The organism is Agrobacterium sp. CFBP2214 (assembly GCF_030209895.1).
Classification (GTDB): domain Bacteria; phylum Pseudomonadota; class Alphaproteobacteria; order Rhizobiales; family Rhizobiaceae; genus Agrobacterium; species Agrobacterium radiobacter.
Map to the genome: position 1 here is coordinate 79,669 of NZ_JARVRC010000004.1, position 15,894 is coordinate 95,562.

15 protein-coding genes are annotated in these 15,894 nt (G+C 59.9%); 13 read left to right on the plus strand and 2 right to left on the minus strand.

The window, feature by feature from the left end; genetic code table 11:
• Window positions 1-5 precede the first annotated feature (5 nt).
• The gene (gene purU, locus QRN60_RS12935) at window positions 6-890 is read left to right on the plus strand and encodes a formyltetrahydrofolate deformylase (protein ID WP_003504493.1); all 885 of its coding nucleotides are present in this window, start codon (window positions 6-8) and stop codon (window positions 888-890) included.
• 37 nt (window positions 891-927) lie between these two features.
• On the opposite strand, the gene QRN60_RS12940 is transcribed toward purU, so the two are convergent.
• On the minus strand, window positions 928-1,080 hold the full coding sequence (locus QRN60_RS12940; RefSeq protein WP_223565243.1) for a hypothetical protein: 153 nt from the start codon (window positions 1,078-1,080) through the stop codon (window positions 928-930).
• A gap of 427 nt (window positions 1,081-1,507) precedes the next feature.
• Window positions 1,508-2,734, minus strand: coding sequence for an MFS transporter (locus QRN60_RS12945; RefSeq protein ID WP_020813010.1), 1,227 nt, complete (start codon window positions 2,732-2,734; stop codon window positions 1,508-1,510).
• Between the two features lie 121 nt (window positions 2,735-2,855).
• Here QRN60_RS12945 and QRN60_RS12950 point away from each other — a divergent pair, with 121 nt between their 5' ends.
• From QRN60_RS12950 to QRN60_RS13005, 12 genes are all read left to right on the plus strand, one after another.
• Window positions 2,856-3,449: a TetR/AcrR family transcriptional regulator gene (locus tag QRN60_RS12950; RefSeq protein WP_020813009.1), complete on the plus strand. Its 594-nt coding sequence runs from the start codon at window positions 2,856-2,858 to the stop codon at window positions 3,447-3,449.
• Between the two features lie 290 nt (window positions 3,450-3,739).
• Window positions 3,740-5,494, plus strand: a complete 1,755-nt coding sequence (locus QRN60_RS12955) for an alkaline phosphatase (RefSeq protein WP_111834957.1) — start codon at window positions 3,740-3,742, stop codon at window positions 5,492-5,494.
• 115 nt (window positions 5,495-5,609) lie between these two features.
• On the plus strand, window positions 5,610-6,074 hold the full coding sequence (locus QRN60_RS12960) for a hypothetical protein (RefSeq protein ID WP_003504497.1): 465 nt from the start codon (window positions 5,610-5,612) through the stop codon (window positions 6,072-6,074).
• Between the two features lie 4 nt (window positions 6,075-6,078).
• Window positions 6,079-6,768, plus strand: coding sequence for an ABC transporter ATP-binding protein (locus QRN60_RS12965; RefSeq protein WP_020813007.1), 690 nt, complete (start codon window positions 6,079-6,081; stop codon window positions 6,766-6,768).
• Window positions 6,765-8,198, plus strand: coding sequence for an ABC transporter permease (locus tag QRN60_RS12970; RefSeq protein ID WP_020813006.1), 1,434 nt, complete (start codon window positions 6,765-6,767; stop codon window positions 8,196-8,198). The genes QRN60_RS12965 and QRN60_RS12970 overlap by 4 nt, the downstream gene beginning before the upstream one ends.
• Before the next feature lie 267 nt (window positions 8,199-8,465).
• Window positions 8,466-8,924: a DUF1801 domain-containing protein gene (locus QRN60_RS12975; protein WP_020813005.1), complete on the plus strand. Its 459-nt coding sequence runs from the start codon at window positions 8,466-8,468 to the stop codon at window positions 8,922-8,924.
• A gap of 260 nt (window positions 8,925-9,184) precedes the next feature.
• A complete protein-coding gene (locus tag QRN60_RS12980) occupies window positions 9,185-10,237 on the plus strand; it encodes an NAD(P)-dependent alcohol dehydrogenase (RefSeq protein WP_111834956.1) in 1,053 nt (350 codons plus the stop codon).
• A 373-nt stretch (window positions 10,238-10,610) separates the two neighbouring features.
• Complete coding sequence (locus QRN60_RS12985) at window positions 10,611-11,495, plus strand: AraC family transcriptional regulator (protein WP_003504503.1); 885 nt, start codon at window positions 10,611-10,613, stop codon at window positions 11,493-11,495.
• Between the two features lie 97 nt (window positions 11,496-11,592).
• Complete coding sequence (locus tag QRN60_RS12990; protein ID WP_020813002.1) at window positions 11,593-12,504, plus strand: ABC transporter substrate-binding protein; 912 nt, start codon at window positions 11,593-11,595, stop codon at window positions 12,502-12,504.
• Between the two features lie 69 nt (window positions 12,505-12,573).
• Entirely contained in the window at window positions 12,574-14,076 is a 1,503-nt protein-coding gene (locus QRN60_RS12995; RefSeq protein WP_020813001.1) for a sugar ABC transporter ATP-binding protein, read from the plus strand.
• The gene (locus QRN60_RS13000; protein WP_020813000.1) at window positions 14,066-15,043 is read left to right on the plus strand and encodes an ABC transporter permease; all 978 of its coding nucleotides are present in this window, start codon (window positions 14,066-14,068) and stop codon (window positions 15,041-15,043) included. Before QRN60_RS12995 ends, QRN60_RS13000 begins: the two co-directional genes overlap by 11 nt.
• A gap of 39 nt (window positions 15,044-15,082) precedes the next feature.
• Window positions 15,083-15,814 (plus strand): SDR family oxidoreductase, encoded by a 732-nt coding sequence (locus QRN60_RS13005; protein WP_003504511.1) that lies wholly within the window; start codon window positions 15,083-15,085, stop codon window positions 15,812-15,814.
• Window positions 15,815-15,894: the final 80 nt, after the last annotated feature.

Consider the following 15,894-nt stretch of genomic DNA (forward strand, 5'->3'; position numbering starts at 1 on the left):
AGGATTTGAGCACCTATATAATGACAGTCGCGTGCCCGGCGCGCAGCGGCATCGTCGCCGCCGTATCCGGTTATCTCGCCCGGTCCGGATGCAATATCAACGACAGTTCGCAATTCACCGACCAGGAGACTGGCCGCTTTTTCATGCGGTTGAGCTTCGTTTCCGAACAGGGATCGGGACGCGATGCGCTGCTCGACGGCTTTGGTCCCGTCGCGGCCGATTTCGATATGGACTATGATATTCATGACCTTTCGCGAAAGACGAAGGTCGTGATCATGGTCTCGCGCTTCGGTCATTGTCTCAACGATCTGCTGTATCGCTCCCGCATCGGCGCGCTGCCGGTCGAGATCGTCGCGGTGATTTCCAATCACCTCGATTACCAGAAGCAGGTGGTGAACGAGGATATTCCCTTTCACCACATTCGCGTCACGCCGGAAACGAAGCCCGAGGCGGAAGCCGCGATCCTGCAGGTGGTGCGGGATACCGGAGCGGAGCTTGTGGTGCTTGCGCGCTACATGCAGGTCCTGTCGGACCGGCTGTGTCAGGAAATGTCTGGCCGCATCATCAACATCCATCATTCTTTCCTGCCATCTTTCAAGGGCGCCAACCCTTATAAACAGGCCTATGAACGCGGGGTGAGGCTGATCGGCGCGACCGCCCATTACGTCACCGCCGATCTCGATGAAGGGCCGATCATCGAGCAGGATACGATCCGCGTAACCCATGCCCAAAGCGCGATGGACTATGTCAGCCTGGGTCGGGATGTGGAAAGCCAGGTTCTTGCGCGGGCCATCCACGCCCATATTCATCACCGGGTCTTCCTAAATGGAAACAGGACGGTTGTCTTTCCCGCGTCTCCCGGAGAACACGTGTCCGAGCGCATGGGTTGAATGCGGGGTCGCGCGGAGCCGTGATTTGTGTCCTTCGTCAGTGGTTCGTCGTCATGTCGTCCCGCCAGTAGCAGGCGTTGAGATAACGTTTTTTGGACAGGACGGATAATTTGTCCCGAAAGCCCTGCCATTGGGAGAATGCATTGGCGAGCCACAGGAAATAATCATTGGTGGAAGCGGCTGTCTCCATTGCCGCATCGCAAACGCATTCAACAAATTTTGCGGAAGACACGGCCGAGCGCGGCAGCCAGTATATTTTTATTCCCGAAGGTGCGGCGATGTCATATCGGCAATTCTCGGCCCGGAGGAAGATATGGCCCACGGCATTTTCGCGCAGGTTCTCGCAGATGCGGGCGGCAAGGCCGCTTCATCTCCGGCCAGCAGATAGTGTCGAACGATGCAGCAGTCGGTGCCGAATTCGAGAATATGCGAAGCGACGGCGTCGATAAGCAGGATCGCCCCGCAGGCATGATATCATCGGCCATCAATGTTGCCGGTATCATGCTTGCGGGGCGACAGCAAAGTAAAACAATCGCTGTACTATAGATTGGTCTGTGACCTTTCCTGCGCAAATATCAATTACCGCGATGAATGAGGCAGACTACGAGTAAAGGTTGTTATTCGGCGGGCTGCGCCACGGCCTCTATGCCGGATCTTTCGCGATCTCCGGAGAGGCTGCGCTGACCGAGCGTGATGATGGCAACGGTCGAAAGGCTTGCGGCGACTGACACCCAGAAACCGTTATCCGGGCCGAAATTATCGATGACCCAGCCGGAGAGAAATGCCCCGAGCGCCATGCCGATACCGATGCCGGTCATCACCCAGGTCACGCCTTCCGTCAGCATCGATTCAGGCACACGGCGCTCGATCAGGCCGAATGAGGTGATGAAGATCGGAGAGATTGCAACGCCGCTGAGGAAAACGGCAAAAGCCAGAAGGGCGACAGAAGTGCTGGCGACAAGCAGCGGCAGAGCGGTGAGTGCAAGCACGCTGACGGCGATCAGCAGTTGGCGTTGCAGCGGCATTTTGGGATTGAGCGCGCCGAGAATGAGGCCGACCACGAAGGACCCGATGGCATAGACGCCGATGACGAGGCTGGCGGCTTCCGGTTGGCCAAGTTCCTTGGTGATTGCGACGGCACTTACCTCGGCAGTGGCGAAAGTGGAGCCGACAAAGATCAGCGCAAGCGTGATGATCTGGACCGGACGCAGGGAGATGGCCGAACGCTGCCGGCGACCGCTTTCAACCGGGCGTACCTTGGGCTCGGTCGAACGTTGCAGAAGGAAAGCGAAGGTGCCGAGCGCCAGGAAGGTGGTGCTGATCATCATGCCCGCTTCCGGAAAGAGCGAGACTGCCAGGCCGACGGAAAGCGAGGCGCCTGAAATGTAGACGAGTTCGTCGGCGGCGGATTCAAAGGCGAATGCGGTGTTCAGTTCCGGCCGGTCGCGGAAGATTTCCGTCCAGCGGGCGCGCATCATGGCCGGAATGCTCGGCATGGCAGCGGCGAGGAAGGCGGAAAGGAACAGCGTCCAGGCCGGCCATTTCTGGTTTGTCGCGATAATCAGCGCCGCAAAGGCGATGACCGAGACGATGGTGGCGGGGATGAGGACCTTGCTCTGCCCCTTGCGATCCACCAGCCGGGAGATTTGTGGGGAGACGGCGGCATTGGTCAGCGCAAAGGTTGCGGAGACGGCGCCGGCCAGCCAATATTCGCCATGGGTTTGCGAAAGCATGGCGACGATGCCGATCGGGGCCATGGCAATGGGAAGGCGGGCGAAGAAACCGGCGGCGGAGAAGCCTTTTGCGCCTGGAGCCCGGAAAATTTCTCTGTATGGATTAGCCATCGGGATGCACCTTGTTCAGAGGGTGTTCACCACATACATACGTGGCGTATGTGAATGAGATAATTGCATACGGCGCGTATGTCAACTAATATACGCGTCGTATGTGGAAAATGGAGAAAAAATGCGCAAACCTCGCAGTGAAATGATTGCCGAGACGCGGACGAAGCTTCTGGCTGCCGGCCGCAAGGCCTTTGGCAGCATCGGTTATGCGGAAGCGTCGATGGATGACTTCACCGCCGAGGCCGGTCTCACCCGCGGCGCGCTCTATCACCATTTTGGCGACAAAAAAGGCCTGCTGTTGGCGGTGGTGGCCGAAATCGATGCGGAAATGACGAAGAGGCTCTGTGACATCTCCTCGAGGGCCGAGTCCCGGTGGGAAGGTTTTGTCGAGGAGAATCTCGGCTATGTGCGCATGGCTCTCGAACCGGAAATCCAGCGGATCATGTTTCGTGACGGGCCGGCGGTGCTCGGCGATCCGTCGCGCTGGCCAAATGCAAACGGCTGCATCTCGGCAGTCGCGCGAAGCCTCGATGCCCTGAAGGAAGAAGGCACCATCGGCGATATCGATGCGGAGGCATGCGCCCGCTTCATCAACGCGGCAAGCAGCGCCGCCGCTCAGTGGATCGCCAATTCCGACGACCCCGAAATGACCTCGAAACGGGCCGTGGGCAGCTTCCGGGCCTTTCTGGAGGGATTGCGGATCAGGAAAGACTGAACCGGGCTTTACACGGTTGCCCATGCGCGCCGGGCAGCCCGATCATTCGGCCCCGCAGCATCTCTGCATACGCCCGACAATTTCGTCGAGGCTCGATATCCGCTGGCCCCCTCGGAGAGAAACGCATCATAGAGGGTTGCCGCGCCGCGCGGCGACCGGAGGAGGACGGCGTGCTGAAACCGTCCCCCGCGAATTTCCCATGAGCCCGGATATGCTGCCTGCAAGTTATGCAACTGTCATATCGCGGGTCTAGGAGAAAGTGTGGTTTTCACACGTTTCGCGAGGGGAATATGCGCAAAATCGTTGCTGCTTTGGTCGCCACGACCTTTCTTGCCGGCGCCGTCCAGGCTGCCGAGGTTTATCCGCTTGATCGTGCTACGATCCTGACCGGTTCGCCGTTCGATTTCAAAGTCGAGTTCGCTTCCGTCGTAAAGCCGGAAGACGTCAAGATCACCGTCAACGGCCAGGATTACAAGGCCGCTCTCGGCAAGGATGCCGAGTTCGTCGCCGAAGAAAAGAACAAGGACAAGGTCCTTGGATCGGCCGTCATCCTGCGTGGGGTCACGCTCGCCAGCGCCGGTGACTACAAGGTCGAAGTTTCTGCCGGTTCCGAAACCAAGGCGATCACCTGGACCGTTTATGGCACGCCGGCCCAGGCAAAAGCCAAGAACGTCATCTTCCTGATCGCCGACGGCCTGTCCGTCGCTCACCGCACTGCTGCCCGCATCATGTCCAAGGGCATGACCGAGGGTAAGGCCAATGGCCGCCTCAACATGGATGATGTGCCGCCGGTCGCCTTCATCGGCACCTCCGCCACCGACGCCGTCGCCACCGACAGCGCCAACACCATGTCAGCCTACATGACCGGTCACAAGACCGCCGTGAACGCCATTGGCGTTTATGCCGACCGCACCCCGGCCGCGCTCGACGATCCGAAGGTCGAAACGATCGCGGAAGCCCTGCGCCGCCAGACCAAGAAGTCGATCGGCATCATCTCAACCGCCGAACTGCAGGACGCCACGCCGGCTGCCGTCGTTGCCCACACCCGCAAGCGCGGCGACAAGGCCGACATCAACGGCATGCTGTTCGACGTGAAGCCGGATGTCCTCCTCGGCGGCGGCTCCGCTTATTTCCTGCCGCAGGCGACGGCGGGTTCCAAGCGCAAGGATGACAAGGACTATATCGCTTTGTTCAAGGAAGCTGGCTACACGCTGGCGACCAGCAAGGCGGAACTCGCCACGGCCGCCGGCACCAACACCGGCAAGATCCTCGGCCTGTTCCACACCGGCAACATGGACACAGCGCTCGACCGCGAGTTCCTCAAGAAGGGCACCACGGCGAAGTTCCCGGATCAGCCGGGCCTCGTTGAAATGACCAAGGTTGCGCTCGGCGAACTGTCGAAGAACCCGGACGGCTTCTTCCTGATGGTCGAAGCTGCCAACGTCGACAAGATGTCCCATCCGCTTGACTGGGATCGCGCTGTCGTCGACACGATCGAATTCGACAAGGCCGTCGGTGTCGCCCGTGAATTCGCCGCGAAGAACCCCGATACGCTGATCGTCGTCACCGGCGACCATACGCATGGCGTTTCCATCATCGGCACCGTCGATGATGACAAGCCGGGTACCGAAATGCGCGAAAAGGTCGGCACCTATGCCGAGGCCGGCTTCCCGAACTATGAAGACAAGGACGGTGACGGTTATCCTGATAAGGTCGACGTTTCCCGTCGTCTGTTCCTGAACGCCAATAACGGTCCTGACCATTACGAGACCTTCCGTCCGAAGCTTGATGGCCCGTTCACACCGGCCGTCCAGAACGAAAAGAAGGAATATGTCGCCAACGAGCAGTACAAGGACGTTCCCGGTGCTGTGTTCGTACCCGGCATCATTCCGAAAAGCTCGGATAGCGGCGTCCACGCGGTGGATGATGTCGTTCTGCAGGCTGAAGGCCCCGGCGCCGAAGGCTTCCGTGGCTACATGGAACAGAGCGACGTCTACAAGGGTCTCGCCGAAGCTTTCGCACTTGGCGCCAAGCAGACCAACTAAGATATGAATGTTGTGAGGGCACGCCGCTATCGCGTGCCCTCACAATAGTTTCAGGTCTTTCATCGTCCATTCTGACGAGGGACGATGGCAGACCTTTTCAAGAAGGAGAATGGTCATGAGCAAGGCTGATCGGGCGCACTTCAACCGTCGTCAGACCCTGGGTCTCATTGCCGGTCTGCCGCTGCTGGCCGCCGGCACGCGCGCGCAGGCGAACAGCGACATCACCTTCGACGAACTCTATGGCAAGGTTAGCGTCCTCGGGCTGGAGTTTTCCGAAAAGGTCAAGCAGTTGAACGGCAAGGAGATCGCCATGCGTGGTTTCATGGCGCCGCCGCTGAAGGCCGAAGCGCAGTTTTTCGTGCTGACCGAAATCCCCATGTCGATCTGCCCCTTCTGCTCCACGGATGCAGATTGGCCGGACAACATCGTCGTCGTTTATCTCGGCGAAAAACAGACTTTTACCCAGCCGAGCCAGACAATCGAAGTGCGCGGCACGCTGGAAACGGGTTCCTGGACCGATCCGGATACCGGCTTTGTCAGCCTGCTGCGCATCCGCCAGGCAGAATACGCGACGGTTTGAGACCATGCTGTCCCTGAAGATAGATGATCTTGCCGTATCCTTTCCCGGTTTGTCAGCGCCGGTTCTCGTTCTCGACGGTCTGGAAATCGCTGCCGGTAGCCGCGTTGCGCTGACGGGTGGTTCCGGCTCGGGCAAAAGCACCCTCATCAACATCATCGCCGGCCTTGAGCGTGTTCAGGCCGGCCGCGTTGTCTGGGGGGAAGAGAACATTGCGGATTTGCCCGAGGGCCGTCGCGACCGCTGGCGGGCCGCCAATATCGGCCTCGTCATGCAGGAGTTTCATCTTTTTCCCGGCTTGTCCGCGCTGGATAATATCCTGCTGCCCGCCCGCCTGTCGCGTGCGGCAAATGCGGACCTCATGAAGCGCGCGGAATCCCTGTTTGCGACTGTCGGCCTCAAACGCCCGGGGCAGCACGTTGAGACCATGTCGCGCGGTGAAATGCAGCGTGTCGCTATCGCCCGTGCGCTGCTGCGCAGTCCCGGCGTTATCATTGCCGACGAACCGACCGCAAGCCTCGATCTCGAAAGCGGCGAGGCTGTCGGTGATCTCCTGCTTTCCGTTGCGGCCAGCACCGGCAGCACGCTTATCGTCGCCAGCCATGACCAGCATCTTATCGGCCGCCTCGACCGGCGTCTCACCCTCAGCGGCGGCCGTATCGTCGCCGATACCGAGCGGAAGGAGATTGCGGCATGATCGGTTTCATCCTTGCCGACCTGCGCCGTCTTTGGCTGGGTGGCATCGTCGTGGTTCTCCTGGTTGCGCTTGCCACCGCGCTTGGCGTTGCGGTCACGCTGCAGGAGCGTTCGCTGCGTCTCGGCAGCGCCCGTGCCGCCGATAAATTCGATCTCGTTATCGGCGCGGCCGGCAGCGAAACCCAGTTGATCCTTTCCTCCATTTTTCTGCAGGCCGCACCGCTGCCGCTTGTGGACGGCGCTGTTCTGACGAAGCTCGCCGCCGATCCGCGCGTTGCTTGGGCGGCACCTGTCGGGTTTGGCGATTCCTTTGCCGGATACCCGATAGTCGGCACGACGATGAGCCTCGTCAGCAACACGACATCAGGTTTTGCCGAGGGCAGGATGTTCGCGCTGGAAGGCGAAGCCATACTCGGGGCTGCCGTCGATCTGTCTCTCGCTGCTGAGATCAAGCCGATGCACGGCACCGCCGAGACCGGCGGCCACACCCATACCGAGATCGCCTATAAAGTCGTTGGCAAATTGCAGCCCACCGGCACGCCCTGGGATCGCGCCATTCTCGTGCCGATACAGGCCGTGTGGCACGTCCATGGTCTCGGTCATGATCATGGCCATGATGAAGGGCATGAGGATGGCCATGCGGGCGCGCATGATGAAGAACATCACCACGGGGACGGTCACGATCACGCCCATGAAGGCGAAGAACATCACGAAGATGGTGATACGCATGCCGAAGGCGAGGCGGATCATGCCGAAGCCGCTGTTCAGCTGGTGGTCTCGCAGCGACAAAAGCATGCTTTGGCCCTCGGCCCAGCCACTTCGGCGCATGTGGAGTCTGACCATCAAGGCGGCATCGATGCGGATGCGCCAATCGTGGAGACTTTCGGCGAGGGCACGCCCGGCCTGCCGGCCATTCTCGTCAAGCCCAAAACGATCGCCGACGCCTATCGCCTGCGGCAGGAATACCGGACCGGTAATACGCTTGGCGTTTTCCCGGGCGAAGTTCTGACGGGTCTCTATGCGACGCTCGGCGATGCCAAGATGGTGCTGAGCGCGGTTGCCGCCGGTTCGCAGGGGTTGGTGGCGGCGGCGCTGGTGCTGGTGACGGTGATCCATGTCGGGCAACGACGCAGGCAGATCGGCGCATTGCGGGCATTCGGCGCGCCGCGCGGCTCGGTATTCGCCATCGTCTGGCTGGAGCTTTTTTTACTGGTGGTGCTCGGTGTCGGCATCGGTTTTCTGGTCGGATTGGGCGCTGCCCATATCGGCGCACAACTCTTTACCGCAAAAAGCGGCGTCATCCTGCCGGTTGGCTTCACCCGCGAAGATTTGCGTCTTGCACTGTTCCTGCTGGGCTTTGCCGCGGTTCTTTCGGCGATACCGGCTTTGCTCGCCTATCGTCAGTCTCCAGCCGCCGCCCTCCGCGCCTAGGCCTCGGGCAGGGTGCCGCAGCCTGCGCTTTTTTTGGATTGATCGAATGGCGTGCAAGTCCGGGCGATTGGCACGGTCTAGTTCGTCAGCGTTTTGATAGCCACGCCGACACATCGACGCTTCGGCCTCAAATATGCTCTCCAAGGCGTAAAGCATGAGCACGCACATAAAATATAGTTTTTTTACTGTGGCCGCTTTTTATGGCAGGCTTGCATCGAGGCTTGGGAAAAAAAAGCAGGAGCCGCGTAATACCGGGAGGGAACCGAGATGGTCGAAAAGAAGCCGGGTAAATCTGCCGAAATCGCGCAAACCGAGCCGTACGCTGCTGCGCCGACACTTCTTTCGGGCGGCAATCCGCAGATTGCCAAGGGATATGGCGACGGCCCGGTGCAGGCCTATATTGCCGCCATGCCGGGTTGGAAAAGTCCGGTCGGAGCACGTATCGATGCGCTGATCGAAAGCCTCGTGCCCGGTGTGCGTAAGGCCGTGAAGTGGAATTCGCCCTTTTACGGCATGGAAGACGATGTCTGGTTTCTCAGCCTTCACTGTTTTACGAAATATATCAAAGTGACCTTTCTCAACGGCGTATCTTTACAACCCTTGCCACCCGGCACCTCCAAACATCCGAAGGTTCGTTACCTCGATATCCATGAGGGTGCGTTTGATGAAACGCAGTTTGCCGACTGGGTGCGGCAGGCGAGCGCCTTGCCCGGCGAAAAAATGTGAGCGATTTGGTTCGCCGGCTCGGCAGGCTTGGGAGCGGGTGAAGATCGCGGAATGCGGCGGCGAATCATGCCGTCTTTCCTCACCTTCAAAGGCCGCGCCGCACTGGGGATGATGAGAAATTGCAGGCTCCTCGATACAGTTTTTCCGTCGCGAAGAAAAACCGGCCGATCCGGCCGATTTCTGTTTACTTTTGCCGATGTTGCACGCCATCACGCTTGCTGAACTCGCTGCCAGGCGTATCGCAAACCACGGAGGATGAGATGAAGGCACTGGTGCTGGAAGAAAAAGGCAAGCTCTCGCTCAGGGATTTTGATATTCCCGGTGGAGCAGGATCCGGTGAACTCGGGCCGAAGGATGTGCTTATCCGCACCCATACGGTCGGCATCTGCGGCTCTGATGTCCATTATTATACCCATGGCAAGATCGGTCATTTCGTCGTCAATGCGCCCATGGTGCTCGGGCACGAAGCGTCTGGAACGGTGATCGAAACCGGTGCCGAGGTAACACACCTGAAGGCTGGTGATCGCGTCTGCATGGAGCCCGGCATTCCCGATCCGACATCGCGCGCCGCAAAGCTCGGCATCTATAATGTCGATCCGGCTGTCCGCTTCTGGGCGACGCCGCCGATCCATGGCTGCCTGACGCCTGAGGTCATTCATCCTGCCGCCTTCACCTACAAGCTGCCCGAAAACGTGTCCTTTGCCGAAGGCGCCATGGTCGAACCCTTCGCCATCGGCATGCAGGCGGCGCTGCGGGCGCGTATCCAGCCGGGCGATATCGCCGTGGTAACGGGTGCAGGTCCGATCGGCATGATGGTGGCGCTCGCAGCACTTGCCGGCGGTTGCGCGAAGGTCATCGTTGCCGATCTTGCCCAGCCGAAGCTCGATATCATCGGCTCCTATGATGGCATCGAAACCGTCAACATTCGCGAACGCAATCTCGCAGAGGCCGTTTCGGCTGCGACCGACGGCTGGGGTTGCGATGTCGTCTTCGAATGCTCGGGCGCCGCACCCGCCGTGCTTGGCATGGCGAAGCTGGCGCGGCCGGGCGGTGCGATCGTGCTGGTCGGCATGCCCGTCGATCCGGTTCCGGTCGATATTGTCGGCCTGCAGGCCAAGGAACTTCGGGTGGAGACGGTTTTCCGCTATGCCAACGTCTATGACCGCGCCGTGGCGCTCATCGCGTCCGGCAAGGTGGACCTGAAGCCGCTGATTTCCGCGACCATCCCCTTCGAAGATAGCATCGCCGGTTTCGACCGTGCGGTGGAAGCGCTGGAAACGGATGTGAAACTGCAGATCGTGATGCCGCAGTAACGAACGAAGCCAGCCGCTGATGATTGAGCGGCAGAGACGTTGCGGAAAAGTATGAGTGTAGCTTGCCGGCATCCGGCAGGCTACACGTCAAAATTTCAACGAAAATCGCTTCCGGTTGCGCGTTGTTTGAGCGCATCACGCCAAATTGAGCGGAAAAATCGGCCCCATCGCCGCGTTTATGGTCAGCCCTTTCGGGCGACTCTTCAATTTTCGACAAAAAAGAGTCAAAAAAGTATCGGTAATTTCTTCGGCGTGATGTGGATGTACCGCAGCCGCCCGCCATATGCTCCTCATCAACGCCTGGGACGAGCCATAAAGAGGAAATGGCTCCTGTCCGCAAATACGGCGGACGCGACTGATGGGAGGAACCATGATGCAGCCCGATCTGGAACTGGTGCACATCCGCAAGGGCGAATCCTTCGCCGCCTGGCGGCATGGCTATCCGTTCCGCACCGTGCGCTGGCATTATCATCCCGAATACGAAATCCACCTCGTCGTCGCCACATCGGGCACGTTTTATATCGGTGATTTCGTCGGCCGCTTCGGCCCCGGTCAGCTCATCATGACCGGTCCCAATCTCCCCCAGAACTGGATCAGCGAGATCGAGCCGGACGAAATCGTGCCGACACGTTCCCTCGTGATCCAGTTTCCGGAGAGCTTTATCGAGGATGCCTGCACTTCCATGTCGGAAATGGACGTGGTGCGCGGCCTCCTGGATCGCAGCCGCCGCGGCATTCTTTTCGATGATGAGACGAGCGACCGCGTCCGCCCGCTGATCCTCCGGTTGATCGAAGCGCAGGGACTGACGCGTCTGGCGCTTTTCTGGGAAATTCTCGATCTCCTGGTCAATGCCCCGACATCGGAGGTGCTGGCGAGCCTTAGCTACGAGTTGGATCTGACCGGCATCGGCGACAGCGGCATCAACCGTGCTCTGTCGCATCTGCGCCAGCATCTGACCGAGCAGGTTGAGGAAATCGATCTCGCCGACATGGTGGGTCAGAGCCCGAGCGCCTTTTCCCGCGCCTTCAAGCGCCACACGGGAACGACGCTGGTGCGGTATCGCAATCAGTTACGCATCGATCTTGCCTGCCAGATGCTCCTGGCGGATCAGGATGTGAAGGTGGCGGAGGTCTGCTACGATGTGGGCTTTTCCAACCTTTCGAATTTCAACCGGCATTTCCTGAAACTGAAGGGAATGTCGCCGTCGAGGTTCCGAACCATATTCGCAGCCCAGAAGGCAGCGGTCATGGCGGAGTAAACCAGCGACACATCGCCGATTTTTACCAATTCGGGCAGAGGGCTGTCCGGAACCGGGCACCTGTTGCCCCAACTTTCCAAACGGGAGGAAAAGTGAGATGAAAATGAAATCCAAGTTTCTGATGGCGACAGCCGCAATTGCAATGATGGCCGCTCCGGCGCTGGCGCAGGAAAAGCTGAAGATCGGCATGACCTTCCAGGAACTGAACAACCCCTATTTCGTATCGATGCAGGAAGCCCTGAAGGAAGCCGCCGCAAGCATTGGCGCAGATGTCGTCGTCACCGATGCCGGCCACGATGTGGCAAAGCAGATTTCCGATGTTGAAGACATGCTTCAGCAGAAGATCGACATCCTGCTCCTGAACCCGACCGATAGCGCCGGCATCGAAGCCGCCGTTCACGCTGCCAAGGCTGCCGGCGTGACTGTCGTCGCCGTCGACGCCAACGCCAATGGCCCGGTCGACACCTTCGTCGGCTCGAAGAACCGCGACGCGGGTTACCAGTCGTGCAAATATCTCGGTGAAGCCCTCGGTGGTAAGGGTGAGGTTGCTATCCTCGACGGCATTCCGGTCGTGCCGATCCTGCAGCGCGTCGAAGGTTGCAAGGCGGCTCTTGCAGAATTCGCAGACATCAAGCTGGTCGACACGCAGAACGGCCGTCAGGACCGCTCCGTTGCTCTCGGCGTCGTCGAAAACATGATTCAGTCGCGTCCGAACCTCGCCGGTATCTTCTCGGTCAACGATGGCGGTGCGATGGGTGCACTCGCTGCGATCCAGGGTTCCGGCAAGGACATCAAGCTGACCTCGGTAGACGGTGCGCCGGAAGCGGTGAAGGCAATTGCCGACGGTGGCCCTTTCATCGAAACCACCGCGCAGTTCCCGCGTGACCAGGTTCGTGTCGGTCTTGCCATGGCGCTCGCCCAGAAGTGGGGCGCACGCGTCGTGCCGAAGGAAGTGCCGATCGACGTCATGGTTGTTGACAGCAAAAACGCCGGCGAGTTCAGCTGGTAAGAACTCCTCCCAGGTCCCGTCCCCGCTTCGTGCGGGGGCGGGGCAGTCCCGACCATCGAGGAGGGTGAAATGCTGGAACTGAATGGAATAAGAAAAAGCTTTGGCAAGATCGAAGTCCTGCGTGGCGTCGACCTTCAGGCGCGCGCCGGTGAGGTGCATGCGCTTCTAGGCGAAAACGGCGCCGGCAAGTCGACTTTGATGAAGATCCTGTGCGGCATTCTGCAGCCCTCGGAGGGGACGATCCGCATCGACGGCAAGGATCGCCGCTTCGCCAATTATGATGAGGCGATTGCCGCCGGCGTCGGCATCGTGTTTCAGGAATTCAGCCTGATCCCCTATCTCAATGCCGTGGAAAACATGTTCCTCGCCCGCGAAATCCGCGGGCCGCTGCGCCTTCTCAACAAGGGCGCGATGCGCAAGCGCGCGGCCGAGATCATGAGCCGGCTGGCCGTGGATGTGCCGCTCGACGTGCCGGTGCATCGTCTTTCCGTTGCCCAGCAGCAATTTGTCGAAATCGCCAAGGCGCTGTCGCTGGATGCCCGCATCCTTGTTCTTGACGAGCCGACCGCGACGCTCACCCCGTCTGAGACCGAGCACCTGTTCAAGGTCATGCGCGAGTTGCGTCGTCAGGGTGTGGCGATCATCTTCATTTCGCACCACCTTGAGGAAATATTCGAGATCTGCGACCGCATCACCGTTCTGCGCGATGGCGAACTGATCGGCTCCTGCCTGACGTCGGAGGTCGATAATGACCGTCTCGTCGAGATGATGGTCGGCCGACGCATCGAAGCCAATTTCCCGCCGAAGCCGCAGCTCGATCCTTCCGCCGAAAGCGTGATTGAAGTGGAAGAGCTGCAATTGAAGAAGGGCGGCCCCGTCTCGCGCTTTGCGCTGCGCAAGGGTGAAATCCTCGGCTTTGCCGGGCTTGTCGGTTCAGGCCGCACCGAAACGGTGCTGGCCATGCTCGGCGCGCATTCCGCATCGCGCCGCAAGATCAAGGTCGATGGCGTGGACACGCGTTTTTCCGGCCCCGACGAAGCGTTGATGCGCGGCATCGGCCTCTTGCCGGAAAGCCGCAAGGAAGAGGGGCTGATCACCAGCTTCTCCATCCTGCAGAATATTTCGCTGAACAATTACCGCAAATACCGCAAGGCGCACTGGTTCCTCGATCTCAAAAAGGAACTGGAGCACACGACGAAGGCCATGGCGCAGGTGCAGGTGAAGGCGCAGGGGCCTTTTGCCCGCGTCGACACGCTGTCCGGCGGCAACCAGCAGAAGATCGTCATCGCGCGCTGGCTGAACCATGACATGCGCGTGTTGATCTTCGACGAGCCGACACGCGGCATCGATGTCGGCGCGAAGGCGGAAATCTATTCGCTCATGCGTGAATTCGCCGCCAAGGGCCATTCGATCATCATGATCTCCTCGGAGCTGCCGGAAGTGATCGGCATGTCCGACAGGGTCTGCGTCTTCCGTTCCGGCGGCATCGTCGCCACGGTCGAGGGCGAAGACATCAATTCAGAAACAATAATGACAAACGCCACCACCGGGAGAGTTGAACATGTCGCTTGATGCAAACACCGGCACAGCCGCGAAAACGGGCGGTTTCAGTCTCGGCGCCATGTTGCGTTCGCCACTTGCTCTGCCTCTGGCAGGTCTCATCGTCGTATCGATCCTGATGGGGCTTGCGAGCGACAATTTCTTCAGCGTCAACAACATCATGAACGTGCTGCGGCAGGTTTCCGTCGTCGGCATTCTCGCCGTGGGCATGACCTTCGTCATCCTCACCGGCGGCATCGACCTATCGGTCGGTGCGGTCATGGCGCTTGTCGGCACGCTGTCGGCCGGCCTGATGGTGAATACCGGCCTGTCGCCCGCGGTTGCTTTGCCAGCTGGCCTGTTCATCGGTCTCGGCATCGGCATCTTCAACGGGGCGCTTGTCGCCTGGGGCAAGATGCCCGCCATTATCGTGACGCTTGCCACCATGGGCATGGCGCGCGGTCTCGGCCTCATCTATTCCGGCGGTTACCCGGTCAGCGGTATTCCGAGCTGGATTTCCTGGTTCGGCGTCGGCCGTATCGGCGTCGTTCCGGTGCCTGTCGTGATCATGGTGGTTATTTATGCCATCGCCTGGGTGCTGTTGCAGCGCACGGCTTTCGGCCGTCATGTCTATGCACTTGGCGGAAACGAGCTGGCGGCCCGTCTTTCGGGCGTGAAGACCCAGCGCGTCAAGCTTGCGGTCTATGGCATCTCGGGCGTCACGGCAGCTTTTGCCGCGCTCATCCTCACCGGCCGCTTGATGAGCGGTCAGCCCAATGCCGGTGTCGGCTTCGAACTGGACGCCATTGCGGCGGTCGTTCTCGGCGGCACGGCGATTGCAGGCGGCAGGGGTCTCATTCTCGGCACGCTCATCGGCGCGGTGCTGCTCGGTATCCTTAATAACGGCCTCAATCTGATGGGCATCAACCCCTATCTGCAGGATGTCATCAAGGGCGGCATCATCCTACTGGCCATCTATATCGGGCGCGAGTGGCGCTGAGCCGGCCCGGAAACATCTTCATAAACGCAGGAGAACTAAATGTCTGAATCGCTGCAAGGCAAGATCGCGGTCATCACCGGCGCCGCATCCGGCATCGGGCTTGCCACCACGGAAGCCCTCTTGGAACAGGGCGCGACCGTGGTCATGGTCGACTGGAACGAGAAAGCCTTGAATGATCTGGTGGCCAAGCTTGGCGACCGCGCCATCCCGCAGGTCACGAACCTGCTCGATGCCGACAGCTGCAACGCCATGATCCCGGAAATACTTGCGAAGGTCGATCATATCGACATTCTCTATTGCAACGCAGGCACCTATATCGGCGGCGATCTCACGGAGACGACGCCCGAAGCCATCGACAAGATGCTGAACCTCAACGTCAACGCCGTCATGAAGAACGTTCATGCCGTCGTGCCGCATATGTCCGAGCGCAAGACCGGCGATATCATTGTCACCTGCTCCATCGCCGGCCATTTCCCGACCTATTGGGAGCCGGTCTATTCGGGCTCGAAATGGGCGATCACCAGCTTCGTGCAGGGCATGCGCCGCCAGATGATCCCGCACGGCGTGCGAGTCGCGCAGGTTTCTCCCGGCCCGGTCGTTTCCGCACTTCTGGCCGATTGGCCGGAGGAAAACCTCCGCAAGGCCAAGGAATCGGGCAGCCTGATCGATGCGAGCGAAGTGGCCGATGCCGTCATCTACATGCTGACGCGCAAGCGCACCGTCACCATCCGCGACATGCTGGTCTTGCCGACCAACTTCGACCGCGTTTAAAAACTTCTGGAGCGGCGGGAAAACCGGAAACGGCCCCCGCCGCTTAAAATCTGTTCAAGTACCGGATGATCCGCTCCGAG